The following is a 16,943-nucleotide window of genomic DNA, read 5'->3' as shown; positions in this document are numbered from 1 at the left end:
CCCACCTCTTTAGTTTAGCTTGGCAGCCTGGTCAAAAAACCGTTCCAGCCCCCGTACTATTCCTAGAGACATCTTCTGTTGAAACCCGGGTGAGCTTAAAAGTTTTTCTTCATTTGGATTGGAAATAAAGGCCAGCTCCACAAGTGCTGCTGGCATCTGGGTCCGCTTAATCACATAAAAGTTGGCTGTTCTAGCCCCGCGATCCTGCAAATTCCCTGCTTCAATCAGACTTGTTTGTAATGCTTCAGCCATCATGGAATCATACAGCGTTTTTTGATAATAATACGTTGTCGTCCCACCTGCAGCAGGATTAGAGAAAGAATCGGCATGAATACTTAAAAATATATCAGCCTTATAATTGTTACCTACAGAAGAACGTGCTTTGAGTTCCTCGACATCAGTTGCGTTCGAACCGAAAACATCGCGGTCATCTTGGCGCGTCATAATAACCTTGGCCCCTGCTTTTTCCAACAAATCCTGTACATTCTGGGCCACCGCTAAAGTCACCGTTTTTTCTTGATACCGGCTTGGACCAATAGCTCCAGAATCACTACCACCATGACCAGGGTCAATAACAATCACCTTATTCTTTAACCCGGCCGTAAAAGAAAAATCAGGTAGTGGCAGAGGTTTGTTAATATCCACAACGACCCGGAACGGCTTATTGGCCTTGGCATCACTAGGCAGAGTAAATACCTTGTAATCGCTAGCTTCGACCTTCAGCGGCAAATCAAAAGTTACTTTGGTATCTGTACCACTGATATCAAAACTAACCTTTTCGACAACTTGCCCGTCAAAAGTAAGGTCCGCTACGCCTTTGCCCGGGGTTGTCCCTGTTACAGTCACAACCAGACGCGGCGTAGGCGCATTAATAATTACACCACTAGCCTTGACAGGGCCAGATACATCCATAACCAGCCTTAGCTTAGCAGCACCGGTAAGGGCTTCGGTATGATTAGCCCAGCGTACTTGACTAAGTTCTAAATTTTTGCTACCCACAGCTTGTCCTATGGCAGGCTTGGCTGACGGCATAGCAGCCGCAGCAGCATCAATACCTAACCAGGAAACACCAAACAAGGTAAGCAGCAGCAACAACACTATTTTTCGCAATAAAGGCACCTCCAAACCGCGAAGTGTCTTTATTAACTTCGTGTTTATTGTCAAAATTCCTGCAGGACTTAAGTCACAAGTATTATAAAAATAAAATGTTTGCACTAAATTTGTAGAACAGTACGATTATTGGCTGGAATCCCCTTGATTCTGTCGCGTAATTTGCTCAAAAAGTTCATCCACTTCCGCCTGTGCTCGCTTCGTAGCCTCGTCATCAACGGTTATCTCTATCACCAAAATATCCCCTTCTTTAGACATTGGCAACAGCTCCTTGGGCCAATTCACACTCATTTCCTGGTCTCCAGCCAAAAGCACTGCCTTACTCTCCTCAAAACGATCAATTACAGCTCTGATTTTCATGTCTACCGCTCCTTTGTAATTGTGTACGTTTTTCCATCACTAGTAACCGTTAATGTACCATCCGTGTCGGTACGATATACTTCGATTTTTTTCTCCTTGTATTTCTTTAACGTGGATGGATGCGGATGATGGTATTCATTGTTAACACCAAGCGAAATAAGTGCCGCTTCCGGAGTTACAGCCTGTAGAAAGGCTGCCGAAGAAGATGTCCTGCTACCATGATGACCGCTCTTTAACAGTGTACTGTTTAAAATAGCGGCATCTTTTTTGAGCATACGTTCTTCCGATTCACTTTCAGCATCACCAGTAAGCAACATCGAGAAATTATGATACACCAGTTTAGCCACAATCGAGTTATTATTCAAATCAGGCTCACTACCACCAATAAAAGGCGTTTCCGGCGCCAACACCTTAAGTATTGTTTCATTTCCCAACTCGATTGTCATACCGGCACTAACTACCGTAAAAGGAATGCCCTTTTTTTGAATCTGAGTTAAGTATTGTCTATATAAATTTGACGTAGTTTTTTGACCGCTATCATATATTTGCTTAACCGTGAAATTTTGAAATACGTCTGCTGCACCGCCAATATGATCAGCATGTGGATGGGTAATAATCAGTTTGTCGATAGTAGTAATTCCCTGGGCTTTCAGCATGCTAATAAGTTTATCCCTAGCCGGGACATCCCCGGTATCAACAAGCACTACTTGATCCTTAGTGCGGATAAGAATAGCATCGCCTTGCCCAACATCCAATACCTTAATCGTAAGCGGCGCTCCTGCTGAGTCTTTACTACCCGACTGCACACCTTTACTACCGCTGCAGCCAGCCATAAAAACCAATGAAAAAACGGTCACAACGATGACCAGCCATGACCATTTGCGAATGATGTTCAATTTATATCTCTCCCCCTCAATGTAAATTGCCCTGCTAATTAGAAGTGTCCAGATGCTAGGCGCACCGGAAAAATGCGCAGCGCCGCGTACGGAGTGTGTACGCAAGCAAGCATTTTGAGGAGCAACGACGCAGATGGGCGCTTATAATTAGCAGAACAAACTAAAAATAGGCAGTCGCCCGCCTATCCTATCCCATATCAAAGTTGAACCAAGCCAATGCTTATCCGTACTGCCTCGTCCACCTTATTCATGATTTCTTCACTTAAATGAGTTACCTTGTCCCGCAGACGCCGCTTATCAATAGTACGCAGCTGCTCTAATAATACAACAGAGTCTTTTTCCAGATTATATTGTTTAGCATTTACTTCAACATGGGTAGGTAACTTCGCCTTAGAAATCTGCGAAGTAATGGCCGCGACAATAACTGTTGGGCTATATTTATTACCAACATCATTCTGGATAATCAAGACTGGCCTGTGGCCACCCTGTTCTGAGCCTACCACCGGACTCAGATTAGCATAATAGATATCCCCACGTTTGACAATCATCGTTATTCACGCTCCGCCAGTAGGCCAGGCATTAGCTCAAACGTGTCAACATCTGCCAATAAGCCTTCCTCAGCTAATGTCAGGTTAATGACTGCCATTTCCTGATAACCCTTTTTCATCATATCGCGTACAGCTTTTCGCTTGCGGTCTTCTATATAGAGACGCATGGCATCCCGGACAAACTGACTTCTACTTAATTTGTCCATAGCTATTATGCCATCAACCTCTTGTAACAATGCATTTGGAATACTTATCATAATTCGCCGTAGTTCGGCCACACCATCACCCCCGCCAGTATGGAGCATATTAAAAGATAGTATTATTATATAAGCACTGCTATACCAGTGTCAACTTTTTTATATACTTTAGCAGCACTTTAAGCCGTACAATGCGGCTGGAACAGCTTTAATCAAATCGGTTGCTGCCATTCCGACCATTCCTGCCTCTGCCGCAATATCTCCAGCCAAACCGTGAATATATACGCCAGCTACGGCGGCATCGTGGCTTGACATCCCTTGAGCAATCATGGCCGCAATAATACCGGTAAGCGCATCACCAGTGCCACCAGTCGCCATACCTGCATTGCCTGTAGTATTAATATATACTTCACCATCCGGAAATGCAACAATTGTATGTGCTCCTTTTAATACAATAATGCAGCCCCACTGCCCTGCCGCTTCTCGGGCAACCGTTACACGATCAGCATTTACTGCCTGAACCGAAAGTCCGGTCAATAACCCCATCTCACCTGGGTGTGGTGTTAATACTGGCAAAGCCGCACAATCAGATAGCAAGTCTGTATAGCCTGCCAGAGCATATAAAGCATCGGCATCAATAACCAAGGGACATTCCACTGTAGTAATTGCAGCCCGCACTGCTGCCGCTGTTGCTTCATGGCGGCCCAGTCCAGGACCAATTGCTAACACATCCTTATTGGCCGCCAACTCGGTAATTTCAACCACAGCATCCAGGCTAATACCGCCAGTTGCCGTTTCGGCAAGTGCCTTAGTCATGACTTCGGTCAATTTCACTGCTACTACATTTTGAATCCCACTAGGAACAGCCAAGGTAATCAAACCCGCCCCTGCTCTGAGGGCAGCCTCAGCCGTCATGGCCGCTGCTCCGCTCAACCCTTGTGAACCAGCCACCACCGCAACTCGGCCACTCATTCCCTTGTGGGCGTCTGGACTGCGCTGCGGCAATAGTGTACGGACAGCACCAGCCATTACGATATTTTGTTTAATTTGCTGTCCAGCCACAATCGCAGTAGGAATGCCAATATCAGCTACCATCAGTTCGCCCGCAAACGCTGCTCCTGGATATAAAAATAAACCTGGTTTCGGCAGACCGAAAGTTACAGTATGCGCAGCGCGCACTGCTTTGCCACAAATCCGACCTGTATCAGCCTCTACACCAGAAGGAATATCTACAGCAACAACTGCTTTCCCGGCATCATTAATACAATCAATAACCCGGGCCATATCTCCGCCCACTTCACCGCGAAACCCTGTACCTAACAGTGCATCTACTAAACAATCAGCAAACGTGGCCGCCACTCTAACTTTATCCCAGTCGCGCTCACTGGTAATTTCCATGATATCAATGTTCATCTTATCAATTATATCCAGATTGATACGGGCATCGCCGCTGACTGCTGCTTTTTCACCAAGCAAGAACACCTTTACTTTCGCGCCTTGATTAACAAGGTGTCTGGCAATGACATAACCATCACCACCATTATTGCCTTTTCCTGCAAAAATGCAAAACCGGCGCTCAGACAACGGTTCCATAATTGACTCCAAATGCCGTACTACCGCCACTCCGGCATTCTCCATTAATACAGTTCCAGGAATACCATAATCATTAATCGCAATACGGTCAATCTCCCGCATTTCCGCCGCTGTTGCTGCTCTCATTACATACTTCCTCCCTCTAAAACCGCCTGCGCAGCTGCATATTCTTGGGCATGTGTCAGCGAAATATGTACGGCTGTAACCCCCAAGTTAGCAGCTACTATAGCAAAACTACCATGTAAAACAATCCCCGGTTTACCGCGCTCTCCAACGATAACTTCAATATCTCGGATATTCCCGCCAGCAAAACCGCTGCCAAGCGCTTTAGCCACCGCCTCTTTAGCGGCAAACCTTGCAGCAAATGAGGCCGCCTGCTGCACACCCCGGCTAGAGCAGTAGGCCGCTTCAGCAGCCGTAAATACTCGTTTAACAAATGCTTCGCGGGCAATAGCCGCTTTTATCCGTTTTATCTCAACAATATCAATACCAATACCAATAACCATGTCATCACCTACCATAAGTTTACACCTATAATTATATACCAAGTTTCCAAAAACTACATAGCAAAAAGTGAGACTACTTCACAACCATGCACAGCTGACATGAGGAAAACATCATCCTCTTCTTGGTCCCTGCGAGCATGGCGTGGCAATCCCACCCTGTTCAATACTCTGCTATTATAATCTCCAGCTCATAACTCGCACTACATCGCAGCGCGACGCAATAGATATAAGCCTGGCACAAGTGTCGCAATATTAGGTAGCCAGGCAGCAAACATTGCCGGCAAAACACCATTTTGCCCCATAGCTGTACCAATAGTCATAACAATATAATACAGAAAAATAATAATAATACTATAACCCAGCCCACTTGCCGAACTGGCCCGCGGCGAGCTTAACGCCAGTGGTGCGCCAATGAGGGCAAAAAATACACAAGCAGCCGGAATAGCAGCCCGTTTATGCAATTCTACCAAATAAATATTTTTTTTGCGCTCACCATCCGCCAACACAGCGGCAGCGCGCTTTAATTCGCGGATTGTCATTTCATCACTGCGTTTTTGTTCAGCAACCGTAGCCGTTTTACTTTCAGCAGGAAGATATTGCTGCTGAAAAAACATGGTCCTAATAATGTCCAATGATATTATATCTTGGATAGTACCATTTTCCAGAGTCATGCCTTGATCATAGCGAACGGCTGTATCTGCAGTTTCAATACGCACCGGACGGTTATTTTCAAATTCCTGAACAGTTACTTGCTGCATAACCGCACTCGTCTCATCATAGCGGCGAGCATATGTCAGCCGACCAATACCATCCTTGGATTTTTCCAATATCACCAAATGCTCCTGACTTTTGGGCCGGGTATTACCTTTAATCTCAGTATTGACAGTGTTATTGTAGGCCTCTGTAGCCGCAGGCACCACCGTTTCATTAAAGACAACCGCAAAAGTGCTGATAAAGAACGCGGTAATTAACACAGGTGCCGTCAGGCGATAAAAGCTTACTCCTGCCGCCCTCATAGCGATAAGTTCAGATGAAGAAGACAGCCTGCCATAACATAGTAAGGTTGCCAACAACATGGACATGGGAAATGTCAGCACAACAACCCCAGGCAAGCTATAGATAAACAACTTAGCAACAACAATAGTTGATGCACCAAATTTACTGATATACTGCGCAATTCGATACATCGTGCCGCCACCGATAAACATACTAGAAAATGCGCAAACACCAAAAATAAACGGCCACATTAACTCAGTAATAATGTACTTATCTAGTATTCTCACGGCATTTTCCTTTCTGCTAAGACAAATGAATCGTGCTGCTTAAGCCAATTATTTACCGCAACCCAAGCCAAACCAATACCAAAAACAACGCCTGCTGTCACCTGCAACCCCGTATGGGCACTTGTTTCGATCCGCGACCAGGAAATAACTACTGCGCTGCCATACCACAGCCAAGACATGCGCGGATAAAACACAGCTAACATAAATGCCATCGCAAAAGCATGGGTAGTATGTCCACTAGGAAACCCACCTGGAATACCATTAGGGCGTAAAGCCCAATCACCAAACTCAATAATTTTGAGCAAATGAACAATTGTCCATACCGCAGCATCTACTTTGAGCACCATATAAAAAAGACTCTTACACCGTTTTTTATAGGCCACCCAAAACAAAATCACATTACTAATAACCAAAAATGCATCATTACCAATACCGCTAAACAGGCTGGCTGTAATTAAAATCTCATTCATACCGCTTTGGCTGACTGTGAGCGCAATCAAAATCATAACCATGCCAACAAAGACCGCAAACTTCATGTTTTGAAACAAAATGCTGTTGCGGCCGAAAACCATATCATTCTCTTTCATGATAAGTACCTCCATTAATTGGGTTTGCCGCTAAAGCCATATGGTAAAGGATATTGTCCTTTAAAATTTCGTCCATAATAAACTGCTACATCAAATTGAGGCTGTCCTTGACGGTAAATGGGGACATTGCCCTTAAACTCTATCGTCTCAAAGTACGGAGCCAACTCCTTTGGGACATCAGCCATATTTCGCTGACCAATAATTAGGGCATTCTTCCCTTCAAATTCAGCAGGGTTATGCATAAAGGCAAAGTGGTGCGGTTCATCTGTCAGACATAACAGCGGCAGCTTACCACCCATAGCATAATCAATCTTACCAGCATCAATCCAGTGTCTTGCGATAAGAAATTCTACCTTAAGTGAGCTGTCCAAAAAGTCACGTTCTGCCAAACTTCCCGGCAGGCTTGCCCAATTAAGCGCCTCCCAGGAAGGATCACTCTTAGCAAACCAGTCCGGCTTTGCCGTCTTCATCCAACCAGTAGCCGTATGACTTCCCAAAACAATCGCAATGATAATGAAAACAGTAACAGAAAAAGTCAGCCAACTACGTACTGATCGGCGACCAAATGGGAGCCATCCGACGACAGCTTGCCCCAGGAGCGGAAAAACCAATAAATATCCTGGTGCCTGCCAATGGAAAAGTCCCTGTGCCCCCCATAAAGTTGCAATAGTAAATAATACGATCGGTCCTGAAGCCAGGCAACACAAAAACCAGCGTTTGTCCTGCAACCCATTAAACCGCGACCTGGCAGGACCACGGCTAATTCCTTTAATAAACTGCCAGATAAGCGGTACCCAAATCCACGGCAAAACCCACACTGCCTGTCCAGCAATATTGGCAAGCATCTTTCCTGGGTAAAACCCGCTAACTGCGCCACGGCTACCTTGAAACACAAAAGAAACCCAGTCATGCTGAGCATTCCAAATTAACACAGGCGAAAAAATGACAAAAGCAATACCAACAGCCAGATATGGCCCTGGTGTTGCCAGGACCCAGCGGCGATCTCGGCTGGTGATTAAATAAATAAACAAACCTAATACTAACAACGCCGCATGATATTTACTCAAAAGCCCCAGCCCTAAAAACACCCCGGCCACCAACCACAGCAGTAGTGATTGACCGCGACCTGGTGGAAAGAACAACTGACTGAGTACATAAACTACAACCATCATGCAAAACATTAGCGGGCCATCTGGTAATAACCAACCACCGCCGGTCAGGCCAAACACTGCTGAAACATTAAGTAACAGTGCAGCCCACACACCAGCCCATTCACTAAATAGTTTGGCAGTAAGCCGGTACGAAAGCCATGTCGTTCCAGCAAACAATGAAATAAACGGCAAGCGCAAAACCGCCGTATTCTCACTGCCAGTTACATAGGTAGTCAACCAGATTATCCACAAATGCAGCGGCGGATGATCAAAATAGCTTAGGCTTAACTGCCTGGCAACAGCTGTGACATAGGTCTCGTCAACCCCCAGGCCAATGGTCGCACCTAACGCCAAACGCACCAGAGAACCAACGATAATAATCAGCCATACCGCACTAAACGGCGAGAGCATAATTGGCATAGAAATCTCCTTTATGGCTTATTCGGTTTGATCCTGGCAGCTTTCATACTATCTTGTGCCGCCCTGAGCTTAAGCACCATCCATATCGCTTCCCGAAAAATGGATGAAGACATCTTAGATTGACCTTCGGCCCGCTCTTCAAATACAATGGGAACTTCTTTAATTGTAAAGCCTAGTAAGAAGGCTCGATATGTCATCTCTATTTGAAAAGAATATCCGTTTGACTTAACATCGTCAAGGTTAATTGTTTCCAGAACCTTGCGGCGAAAGCACTTAAAACCACCAGTAAGGTCATGAAATGGTAGACTGAGAATAGTGCGAGAGTACAAACTGCCGCCTAAACTGATAAAACGACGCAGCAAACTCCAGTTAGTTACACCGCCGCCAGTAACATAGCGGCTACCCAAAACAACATCACAGCCAGTAATCGCTTCTAAAAATTGCGGCAAATACTTGGGGTTATGCGAAAAATCCGCATCCATTTCAAAAATAAACTCATAGTCCCGTGCTAACGCCCATTTAAAACCAGCAATATACGCAGTGCCCAAACCTAACTTACCTGAGCGCTTCAAAATAAATAGTCGCTTCTGATATTCACCAGACATAAGGCTTTCAATCAGTTCACCTGTACCATCAGGCGAACCGTCGTCAACCACCAAAACGTGGATATCGGGAACATATTTATAAACCAGCCCTAATAATTCACCGATATTAGCCTTTTCATTATAGGTTGGAATAATTACAAGTTTCATGAGTAGTTGCTGCCTCCTCGCGCTTACTGCGTCTGTCATTAAACGTAATTGCATAATTAAGCGCAAAATTAAGAACCCCAGTCGCAGCAATGGCAATAAGCTGGGCAACCATCGCATTGATACCAAACTGTTCAACTAAGACCTTTAAAACCGCCAAATTGACAACTAAATTAATAATACTACAAGCCACAAACAAAACATACTTGCGCCGCAGACTTTTATCAAGCGCCCTGCCTTTAAAAGTCCACAGCAGATTCCAGATAAAATTATTAGTAACAGCTACTAAAAAAGATACCACCGCCGCAGTCATATAACTTATACCCATAGCCATCAGCGGGACATATACTGCCATATTAACGCCCACACCTGACAGCCCAATTACAGAAAACTTGGCAAACATTTTTAAAACCACAGTATTGGTTCTCCTTATCGCTAGATAGTCTATCTTATTTACTACCTATATTATATCCAAAGACAAACATAAGTCATTATAATGTTGTTTGTGCCTATAGGCAAGAAACTTATATCAAAAATTCTTATGCAAAATAAAAATGAGGCCGCGTAACTGCCTCATTTATCATAAACCAATTATTTGCTTGTTGCAATAGTTTTTCCGCGGACAAGAACTCCACAAAAATCCTTATGGCCGGTAGTTACGCTGGATAAGTACCTCCACCCGCCGATTAGCTGCCCGGCCTTCTTCCGTAGTGTTATTGGCAATCGGTCGGTACTCACCATAGCCGGTAGCGCTAAATCGTTCAGCCTTAAGCCCCGTATCCTGAGCCAACAAAAATCTCATAAAATTCACCCCACGCCGGGAACTAAGTTCCCAGTTAGAAGGAAATTCGCCGGTATTTATTGGCATAATATCTGTATGCCCTGACACCGTGACTTTTTGCGTAAGCGGCGTCAATAGTTTGGCAATTTGTTCACCAAACCGGCGTGATTCCGGTCTAAGAGTTGCACTGCCTGACGGAAATAATGCCGTATCTTTAATACGAACCATCAATCCATCATCAGTCAACAACGTAACCAGGTCATTGCCTAAACCATTATCGGCAATATACTTATCCAATTTTTTCTTAGTTTCGACCAACTGAGCTGTTTCCTGCATATAAGCTTTCTTCTCATTGGTCGCCCCCACACTCTCCATAACAGTCGGCAAATTAGGTATAGATGGAGCCGTACTGCCATTCTCAGGCTGAGGCGGCTTAGGGCTTTCCAACAATGCTGTGCTACCGCTAAACGCTATATTAAAGGACGCCCTCATCTGTTCCATTTTTTTCGTGTCAACCTGAGCGGAAGCAAACAACACAATAAATAACGCCAAAAGCAATGTCAAAATATCAGAGTACGGAACCAACCAAGTCTCATCCGCATGTTCCTCATGATACTCTTTTCTTTTCTTTCTAGCCATTATTTACCCTCCGGTTTGGGTTTTAATAACTCCCGGACCTTCTGCGGAATAAACACCAGCAACTTAGACTCAATAGCCATCGGTGAATCACCAGCCTGTAGCGATAGTATGCCTTCAACCATCATTCGCTTTAATTCGACTTCATCTTTGGATATTAGCTTAAGCTTATTAGAAAATGGATGCCACAGCACATACCCGGTAAATATACCGAGCAAAGTCGCAACGAAAGCAGCAGCAATCGCGTGACCTAGCGCGTCAATATCGTTTAGATTACCAAGAGCCGCAATCAGGCCAATTACCGCACCCAATACACCGAGCGTAGGCGCATACATACCAGCCTGCGCAAAAATGAGAGCTCCCGAACGATGGCGTTCTTCCATGGCCTCAATATCCGCATCAAGTACATCCCTGACAAAATCAACATCCATACCGTCAATAACCATACTCATACCATTTTTTAAAAATGGATCGTGAATCTCTTCCAACTTGCTCTCTAAGGCCAGAATACCTTCCCGCCTGGCAACTTGCGACAGTTCGACAAACAAGGTTAATAAGTCAGCCTTAGGAATATGCTCATCCTTTTTAACTAATTTCTTGCATAAAACCGGAAAGTTCTTGATTTGTTCCAACGGGAATGCATTAAGCAACGCCGCCGCTGTGCCAACAATAATAATTAGAAATGCTGCGGGGTTTATCAAAGCTACTAGGCTAGCGCCCTTAAGCACCATACCGACACTAACGGCCAAAACGCCCATTACTACCCCAATGACTGTTGTTATCTCCAATGAAAGCCCTCCCTATAACCTCTAGGCAAAGTACCACTATAATATATATCGCAATTTTTTTGACGTAATTAAGGAAATTCTCTAAACATAAAAAAAATCCTGCCATTTTTATGACAGGATTTTTAAATTTATGGTAAACCTTCCAGATAAAATGTCTCTTTTTCTGCTTACACAGTAGCTGCTGGTGGCTGATATACTCTGGTAGCCAATTCTTTATCCAAATAGAATAACCCCGAACTTTTGTCGCCAACCATTTTAAGTTGTTCAAGAACTTCACTGGCAGAGGCCTCTTCCTCCACCTGTTCTGTCACAAACCATTGCAGGAAGATTTGCGCCGCAACATCTTTCTCATCAACAGCCACCTCGTGCAGCTTATTAATAAGACTGGTAACATGTTCTTCATGAGCCAGTATCTTTTCAAAAACCTCAACCGGCGTGCCAAAATCGACCGGCGCCGCCTCAATTGCCTTAAGTTCAAGTTCACCACCACGCGCAAGTATATAATCAACAAACTTCAGCGCATGCATAGTTTCTTCCTGGTACTGTACCCGCAGCCAATTAGCAAAACCCTTCAGACCTTTAGACATACAATAGCCCGACATAGCCAAATAGAGATTGGCTGAATACATTTCCGCCTGAATTTGGTTATTGATAGCTTTTTGCAATTTCGCACTAATCATTTGTAGTTACCCCTTTCCATTGTGATTTTTCAAATAGCAATAACTATATTTTACCATTACATCAAATTAATATCCATTGTTTATTTTGTTACTTTTGCAACGACTTTTTAAATTCTTCCAAGGATTGAACAGGACGTTGACAGGCAAAATTTTCGCAAATATACCCGGTGGCTCGGCCACCAACAGCTACTTGCCCGGCAGCTACCGGAATTAACTCCTCATTATCGGTTTCATATTCCGGATCATTATAGATAACCGTCGTTTCCGGCATAAAATGCTGCCCCACCAGCGCCAGCATAGCCTGAACCTCAGTGTCCTCTTTGGCCCCGGCAATAACAATATGGCTGGGAGGTGCCAAGTAATAGTCAAGTGCCAACATAAAGAAAGTATAAGCCCGGGGATAATGAGCCACTTCAGAACTAAAGCAGTTAAATATAGCTTCCACCATAACAGTATACTCATTATTATCTGTTAATCGCGCTAGCTTAAGCAAAGCCAACGCCGCCACAGAATTTCCGGAAGGTATAGCACCATCATATATTTCCTTGGGACGATGCAAAAGTTCTTCCCCATCATTCCCAGTAAAATAAAAACCGCCCTGCTCATCGTCCCAAAACAACTCTTTCATATCCATGCTGATATGAAGTGCCTGCCGCAAATATTTCGGATTAAAAGTTGTTTCATAAACCTCCAGCAATCCCCACAACAGAAAAGCATAGTCATCCACATAACCCTTGTAGGCCGCCTCACCATCCCGATAACGCGCCAACAACCGTTTGCCATCGTCAGCAGTAAGCTTCGCAAAGATGAACTCAACAGCCCGCTCTGCAGCCTGTGTGTAATCCTCGCGTTGCAGCACCCGGGCGGCCTTAGCCAATGAGGCAACCATGAGCCCATTCCAGGCAGTTAAAATCTTGTCATCCTTAAACGGATGAATCCGCTGCTCACGTATCTGATACAGCCTTTCCCGAGCCTCGGCCAGTTGAGACTCAAGCTCATTAATATCAAGATTATTCTTGGCAGCATAATCATATAAATCATGGTCAATCAAATTTATAATATTGGCACCTTCAAAATTACCAGTCGGAGTCACATTGTAAACATCCGCAAATAACTCACCAAGTTCTGAACCCAATATTGCAACAATCTCCTGGCGGGACCAAACATAGAACTTGCCTTCAACGCCTTCTGAATCTGCATCCTCTGCTGAATAAAATGCGCCATCGGCATTCGTCATATCACGCATTACATAAGAAATGATTTCCTCAGCAATACGGGCAAAATCCGGATCAGCAGTACACTGGTACGCTTCTACATAGGCATAACATAACAGCGCATTATCATACAGCATCTTTTCAAAATGTGGTGCCAGCCATTTATTATCTGTCGAATACCGGGCAAACCCATAACCAAGATGATCATAAATCCCGCCCCGGCTCATGGCATCCAGCGTCTTTACTACCATAGCAATGGCTTTTTTATCCCCTGCCCGCCGCCAGTAACGTAATAAAAACAATAAATTATGCGGTGTCGGAAACTTAGGTGCTGACCCAAACCCGCCATAAGCAGGATCAAAATCATGCAAAAGCTGAGAAAAGGCACTATCCAGTGTAGACTGCGACAACTGTCCCGGCTCGTTCTTGGCGGTCTGCTGCTTTAGCGATTGAGATAGCTTTTCACCGATCTCCTCAATCTTATCCCGATTCTTATCCCACTGTTCCTTCAGCATTGACAACACTTCAAGTACCCCAGGCCTGCCCCACATAGGAAGCTTCGGCAGATAAGTCCCAGCAAAAAACGGCTTCTTCTCAGGCGTCATCACAATAGTCAACGGCCAGCCACCCTGCCCTGTCACAGCCTGGCACACTGCCATGTAAATGTGATCAACATCTGGCCGCTCTTCCCGATCAACCTTGATCGCAACAAAATTAGCATTCAAAAAATCGGCGACTTCCTGGTCTTCAAAAGATTCTCGTTCCATAACATGGCACCAATGGCACGTACTATAGCCACAACTAAAAAAGATCGGCTTATCCTCTTCTCTCGCCTTCGCAAACGCCTCTTCTCCCCACGGATACCAATCAATCGGATTATGCGCGTGCTGCAATAAATACGGACTCTTCTCATTCGCTAGGTGGTTAACATGCTTCGTCGACACTAGCATCACCTCTTTTTTATAGCTACCATTTAGGATTTGCTTCATGTTGGTTTTACATACGTTATTTAATTAATAATTGTTATTTGTTAGGATTAGCTTTATTGTAATTGGTATGTTGTGGGAATGTCAAGGACGAAGTTATGCAACTTATTCACAGGGCATAAAAAAATCCTGCAAAATACAGGATTTTTGATAAATATTTTTGATTTCTACTAATAGTTCCAGCATTATATATTTATTCCTTGTAAAGTAACCCGACGGCTACAATTACTTTTAATATCGTTCACGTAAACTTTGGATATCTCTCTCTAAGTCTCTTATTGAGCTAAACGTAATCCGTTTAAATGCACGTACGATACAATCTTCACTCCACTCCGTAAGATCAACTTCGATGCTTTTTAAAAACCGTTCTTTATCGTCTAACGAGTATTTATCAAATCTTGGAATATATCCTGTTTCACTTAAATTACTAAGTATTTCATGGTAGGTTTTTACAAATCGCTTAATTTTTTTTCCATTAAGCTTTTTTTCAAGGTCAAATCGTTTAATTAGTTTTTGCACAAACCAATCAAAATGATATAGTATTGACTCTTCAGTTATTTGAGAGAAAAAGAAAACCCATCCATATTTTTTATTATCGTTCATGCATCCCGTAATTTTCATATTAAGTTTCCATAAGAAAAAGGAGGTTCTTTTAAAACCTGAATTCTTATAATCAATAAATAAGTTCTCGAGGGAGTTTTCTAGTTTTCTTTTTGATTGTTCCCTAACAGAAATACTCGATCCCTTAAAAAAGTAGCCAAGGTAGGCAAACCCTTCATCAATGCTCTGCAATTGGACTTTTTTTTCATTTAATGTGAGCTTATAGTTCTTTTTCAGTTCATCAAAAATATCTTTTTGGATTTGGTTACTGTCATTTTTATTACATAAAATAAGTATATCATCTACAAATCTAAAATATCTTAGATTTGGCAAGTTAGAATATTTTATGTCCAAATTTAACAAGTAAATACTCGACAATATATTTGATATAGGAAGCCCTTGCGGTATTCCCCGCTTACTCTGTTTGTACTCTCTACAATTACACTTTTCCAAAACAGTCGGTGTTCTAATAGCCCCCCGTATAAGTCCCAAGACTTTGCGGCTTCTAATTTTTTCTTTAATTTTAGTAAATAAAATTTTGTGATTAATAGACGGATAGTAATCTTTTATATCTAGTTTAATTAAATAGTCATATTGAGAAATATACTGTTTAATTTCATTGACTACCGTTTGAACAATTTTATAATTGCATTCCTCGGAATATGCATCTCGGATAATCGTGCTCAAAATTCGCAAAACTAATTTATCTCGAATGGTAGGTATAGAAATCATTCTTGGTGGATTATCGCGATTTTTTATAATTAGAAATTCGCGATAAGAGGTAAATACATAAGTTTCATTTAAAACTTTTCTGTGAATTGTTTGAATGTGCTGAGTTAGCTTTTTTTCGAAGATTCTTTTATTTACTCTATCAATTCCAGGAGCAGAGCTAAAATCTTGTGCCAAATAAGACTCTTTTATATTGTTTTCACTAAATCTTTCCTTAAATAAATCCAAAATACTCCGAATATAAATCTTTATCACCACTTTATGTAAAAATAAATACTAATAAGTGGACCGACAAAACATATTAGTCGTATCGCAATATCTTTAATTTTATAACAAGCGTACCTCATCTTACAAAATTTGTTTATTTCTTCTTCGCTATCATTCATAATTGCCTTTAAATAGTCATAACTTGTGTGATTTTCAGCTTCTTGTAAAAGAAACAAATATTTAGTATCAACTTCAGCTGCTCCATTTATTATTTGATTAATATTTATAGTTGCTTCTTTGAAATCAGCTTCTAATTTATTTATTTGTTTAGACAATGAATCCAACGCAATGTAATTATATTTCATTTTTATGGCTCTTTCTTTATAAGCCTTTGATACGATAAATGTTGAATAAATTGTTAAAGCTATAGAAGCAATTAGCAGAATAAGAGATACTTTAGAATCACTCTGCTGACTAGTTTTTTCTATAAAAAACACCCATATAGATAACGCTGTAAGTATAGCGGAATAATAAACAAGTAATGCCTGAGTGAATGAATCATTTGAATCAAGCCTTTTAGATGCTTCAATTCTGCACAATCTCGTGATCCATATTTTTCTTGCTACTTTCTCTACATAATCCACTAATATTTATCCTCCAATATTAAGTTAAATAGGGTTCACTCTTGAAATGGACTTAACATTCGTATTCTTACGAATCAATGTTATCGAATTCGATAATATTAAGAAAAACTTATTGTATTACGATTGATTAATATTCTTATACAAAGAATCATTTCTTCAATTAGAAGAAATAAGAGTGAAGCCCTATGGTTGTATTTTACAGCATTTTATTCCAATTTAAAACATATTTAGTTCAGAATATTTAAATTTAGCATCCTTTGAAGCATTGCTTTCTTTTA

Annotated in this window: 18 protein-coding genes; all 18 read right to left on the bottom strand. The window is 42.4% G+C overall.

Annotated elements, in window-relative coordinates; all coding sequences use genetic code 11:
* Positions 1 to 9: 9 nt before the first annotated feature.
* The 18 genes from ACZ449_RS01925 to ACZ449_RS01840 all read right to left on the bottom strand — a co-directional run bounded on the left by ACZ449_RS01925 (position 10) and on the right by ACZ449_RS01840 (position 16,665).
* Positions 10 to 1,119, bottom strand: coding sequence for an N-acetylmuramoyl-L-alanine amidase family protein (locus ACZ449_RS01925; RefSeq protein WP_464261961.1), 1,110 nt, complete (start codon positions 1,117 to 1,119; stop codon positions 10 to 12).
* A 117-nt stretch (positions 1,120 to 1,236) separates the two neighbouring features.
* Positions 1,237 to 1,470 (bottom strand): DUF3006 domain-containing protein, encoded by a 234-nt coding sequence (locus ACZ449_RS01920; protein ID WP_464259409.1) that lies wholly within the window; start codon positions 1,468 to 1,470, stop codon positions 1,237 to 1,239.
* Between the two features lie 2 nt (positions 1,471 to 1,472).
* Positions 1,473 to 2,366 (bottom strand): ComEC/Rec2 family competence protein, encoded by an 894-nt coding sequence (locus tag ACZ449_RS01915; protein WP_464259408.1) that lies wholly within the window; start codon positions 2,364 to 2,366, stop codon positions 1,473 to 1,475.
* A 197-nt stretch (positions 2,367 to 2,563) separates the two neighbouring features.
* Positions 2,564 to 2,914, bottom strand: coding sequence for a type II toxin-antitoxin system PemK/MazF family toxin (locus tag ACZ449_RS01910; protein WP_464259407.1), 351 nt, complete (start codon positions 2,912 to 2,914; stop codon positions 2,564 to 2,566).
* Between the two features lie 2 nt (positions 2,915 to 2,916).
* Positions 2,917 to 3,192: a CopG family ribbon-helix-helix protein gene (locus ACZ449_RS01905; RefSeq protein ID WP_021166793.1), complete on the bottom strand. Its 276-nt coding sequence runs from the start codon at positions 3,190 to 3,192 to the stop codon at positions 2,917 to 2,919.
* An 87-nt stretch (positions 3,193 to 3,279) separates the two neighbouring features.
* Entirely contained in the window at positions 3,280 to 4,830 is a 1,551-nt protein-coding gene (locus ACZ449_RS01900; protein ID WP_464259406.1) for an NAD(P)H-hydrate dehydratase, read from the bottom strand.
* Positions 4,830 to 5,210 carry a holo-ACP synthase gene (gene acpS / locus ACZ449_RS01895; protein ID WP_464261960.1) on the bottom strand — a complete coding sequence of 127 codons (381 nt, stop codon included), beginning with the start codon at positions 5,208 to 5,210 and terminating at the stop codon, positions 4,830 to 4,832. The genes ACZ449_RS01900 and acpS overlap by 1 nt, the downstream gene beginning before the upstream one ends.
* A gap of 200 nt (positions 5,211 to 5,410) precedes the next feature.
* On the bottom strand, positions 5,411 to 6,493 hold the full coding sequence (locus ACZ449_RS01890; protein ID WP_464259405.1) for an LptF/LptG family permease: 1,083 nt from the start codon (positions 6,491 to 6,493) through the stop codon (positions 5,411 to 5,413).
* Positions 6,490 to 7,080: a phosphatase PAP2 family protein gene (locus ACZ449_RS01885; RefSeq protein ID WP_464259404.1), complete on the bottom strand. Its 591-nt coding sequence runs from the start codon at positions 7,078 to 7,080 to the stop codon at positions 6,490 to 6,492. The genes ACZ449_RS01890 and ACZ449_RS01885 overlap by 4 nt, the downstream gene beginning before the upstream one ends.
* A 14-nt stretch (positions 7,081 to 7,094) precedes the next feature.
* On the bottom strand, positions 7,095 to 8,651 hold the full coding sequence (locus tag ACZ449_RS01880) for a glycosyltransferase family 39 protein (RefSeq protein WP_464259403.1): 1,557 nt from the start codon (positions 8,649 to 8,651) through the stop codon (positions 7,095 to 7,097).
* Between the two features lie 11 nt (positions 8,652 to 8,662).
* A complete protein-coding gene (locus tag ACZ449_RS01875) occupies positions 8,663 to 9,403 on the bottom strand; it encodes a polyprenol monophosphomannose synthase (RefSeq protein ID WP_464259402.1) in 741 nt (246 codons plus the stop codon).
* Positions 9,375 to 9,815 (bottom strand): GtrA family protein, encoded by a 441-nt coding sequence (locus tag ACZ449_RS01870; RefSeq protein ID WP_464259401.1) that lies wholly within the window; start codon positions 9,813 to 9,815, stop codon positions 9,375 to 9,377. Before ACZ449_RS01870 ends, ACZ449_RS01875 begins: the two co-directional genes overlap by 29 nt.
* A gap of 228 nt (positions 9,816 to 10,043) precedes the next feature.
* Positions 10,044 to 10,820 carry a flagellar motor protein MotB gene (locus ACZ449_RS01865; protein WP_464259400.1) on the bottom strand — a complete coding sequence of 259 codons (777 nt, stop codon included), beginning with the start codon at positions 10,818 to 10,820 and terminating at the stop codon, positions 10,044 to 10,046.
* Entirely contained in the window at positions 10,820 to 11,605 is a 786-nt protein-coding gene (gene motA, locus ACZ449_RS01860; RefSeq protein ID WP_464259399.1) for a flagellar motor stator protein MotA, read from the bottom strand. The genes ACZ449_RS01865 and motA overlap by 1 nt, the downstream gene beginning before the upstream one ends.
* A gap of 167 nt (positions 11,606 to 11,772) precedes the next feature.
* A complete protein-coding gene (locus tag ACZ449_RS01855) occupies positions 11,773 to 12,285 on the bottom strand; it encodes a ferritin (RefSeq protein ID WP_464259398.1) in 513 nt (170 codons plus the stop codon).
* Positions 12,286 to 12,373: 88 nt separating this feature from the next.
* Positions 12,374 to 14,443 (bottom strand): thioredoxin domain-containing protein, encoded by a 2,070-nt coding sequence (locus ACZ449_RS01850; protein WP_464259397.1) that lies wholly within the window; start codon positions 14,441 to 14,443, stop codon positions 12,374 to 12,376.
* Positions 14,444 to 14,716: 273 nt separating this feature from the next.
* A complete protein-coding gene (locus ACZ449_RS01845; RefSeq protein ID WP_464259396.1) occupies positions 14,717 to 16,042 on the bottom strand; it encodes a reverse transcriptase domain-containing protein in 1,326 nt (441 codons plus the stop codon).
* Positions 16,043 to 16,065: 23 nt separating this feature from the next.
* Positions 16,066 to 16,665 carry an SLATT domain-containing protein gene (locus ACZ449_RS01840; protein WP_464259395.1) on the bottom strand — a complete coding sequence of 200 codons (600 nt, stop codon included), beginning with the start codon at positions 16,663 to 16,665 and terminating at the stop codon, positions 16,066 to 16,068.
* Positions 16,666 to 16,943 lie beyond the last annotated feature (278 nt).

The sequence above is a fragment of the Desulfosporomusa polytropa genome (genome assembly GCF_055380075.1).
Note: the sequence above shows the minus strand (reverse complement) of the source record. Positions and strands in the feature narration are given on the sequence as shown.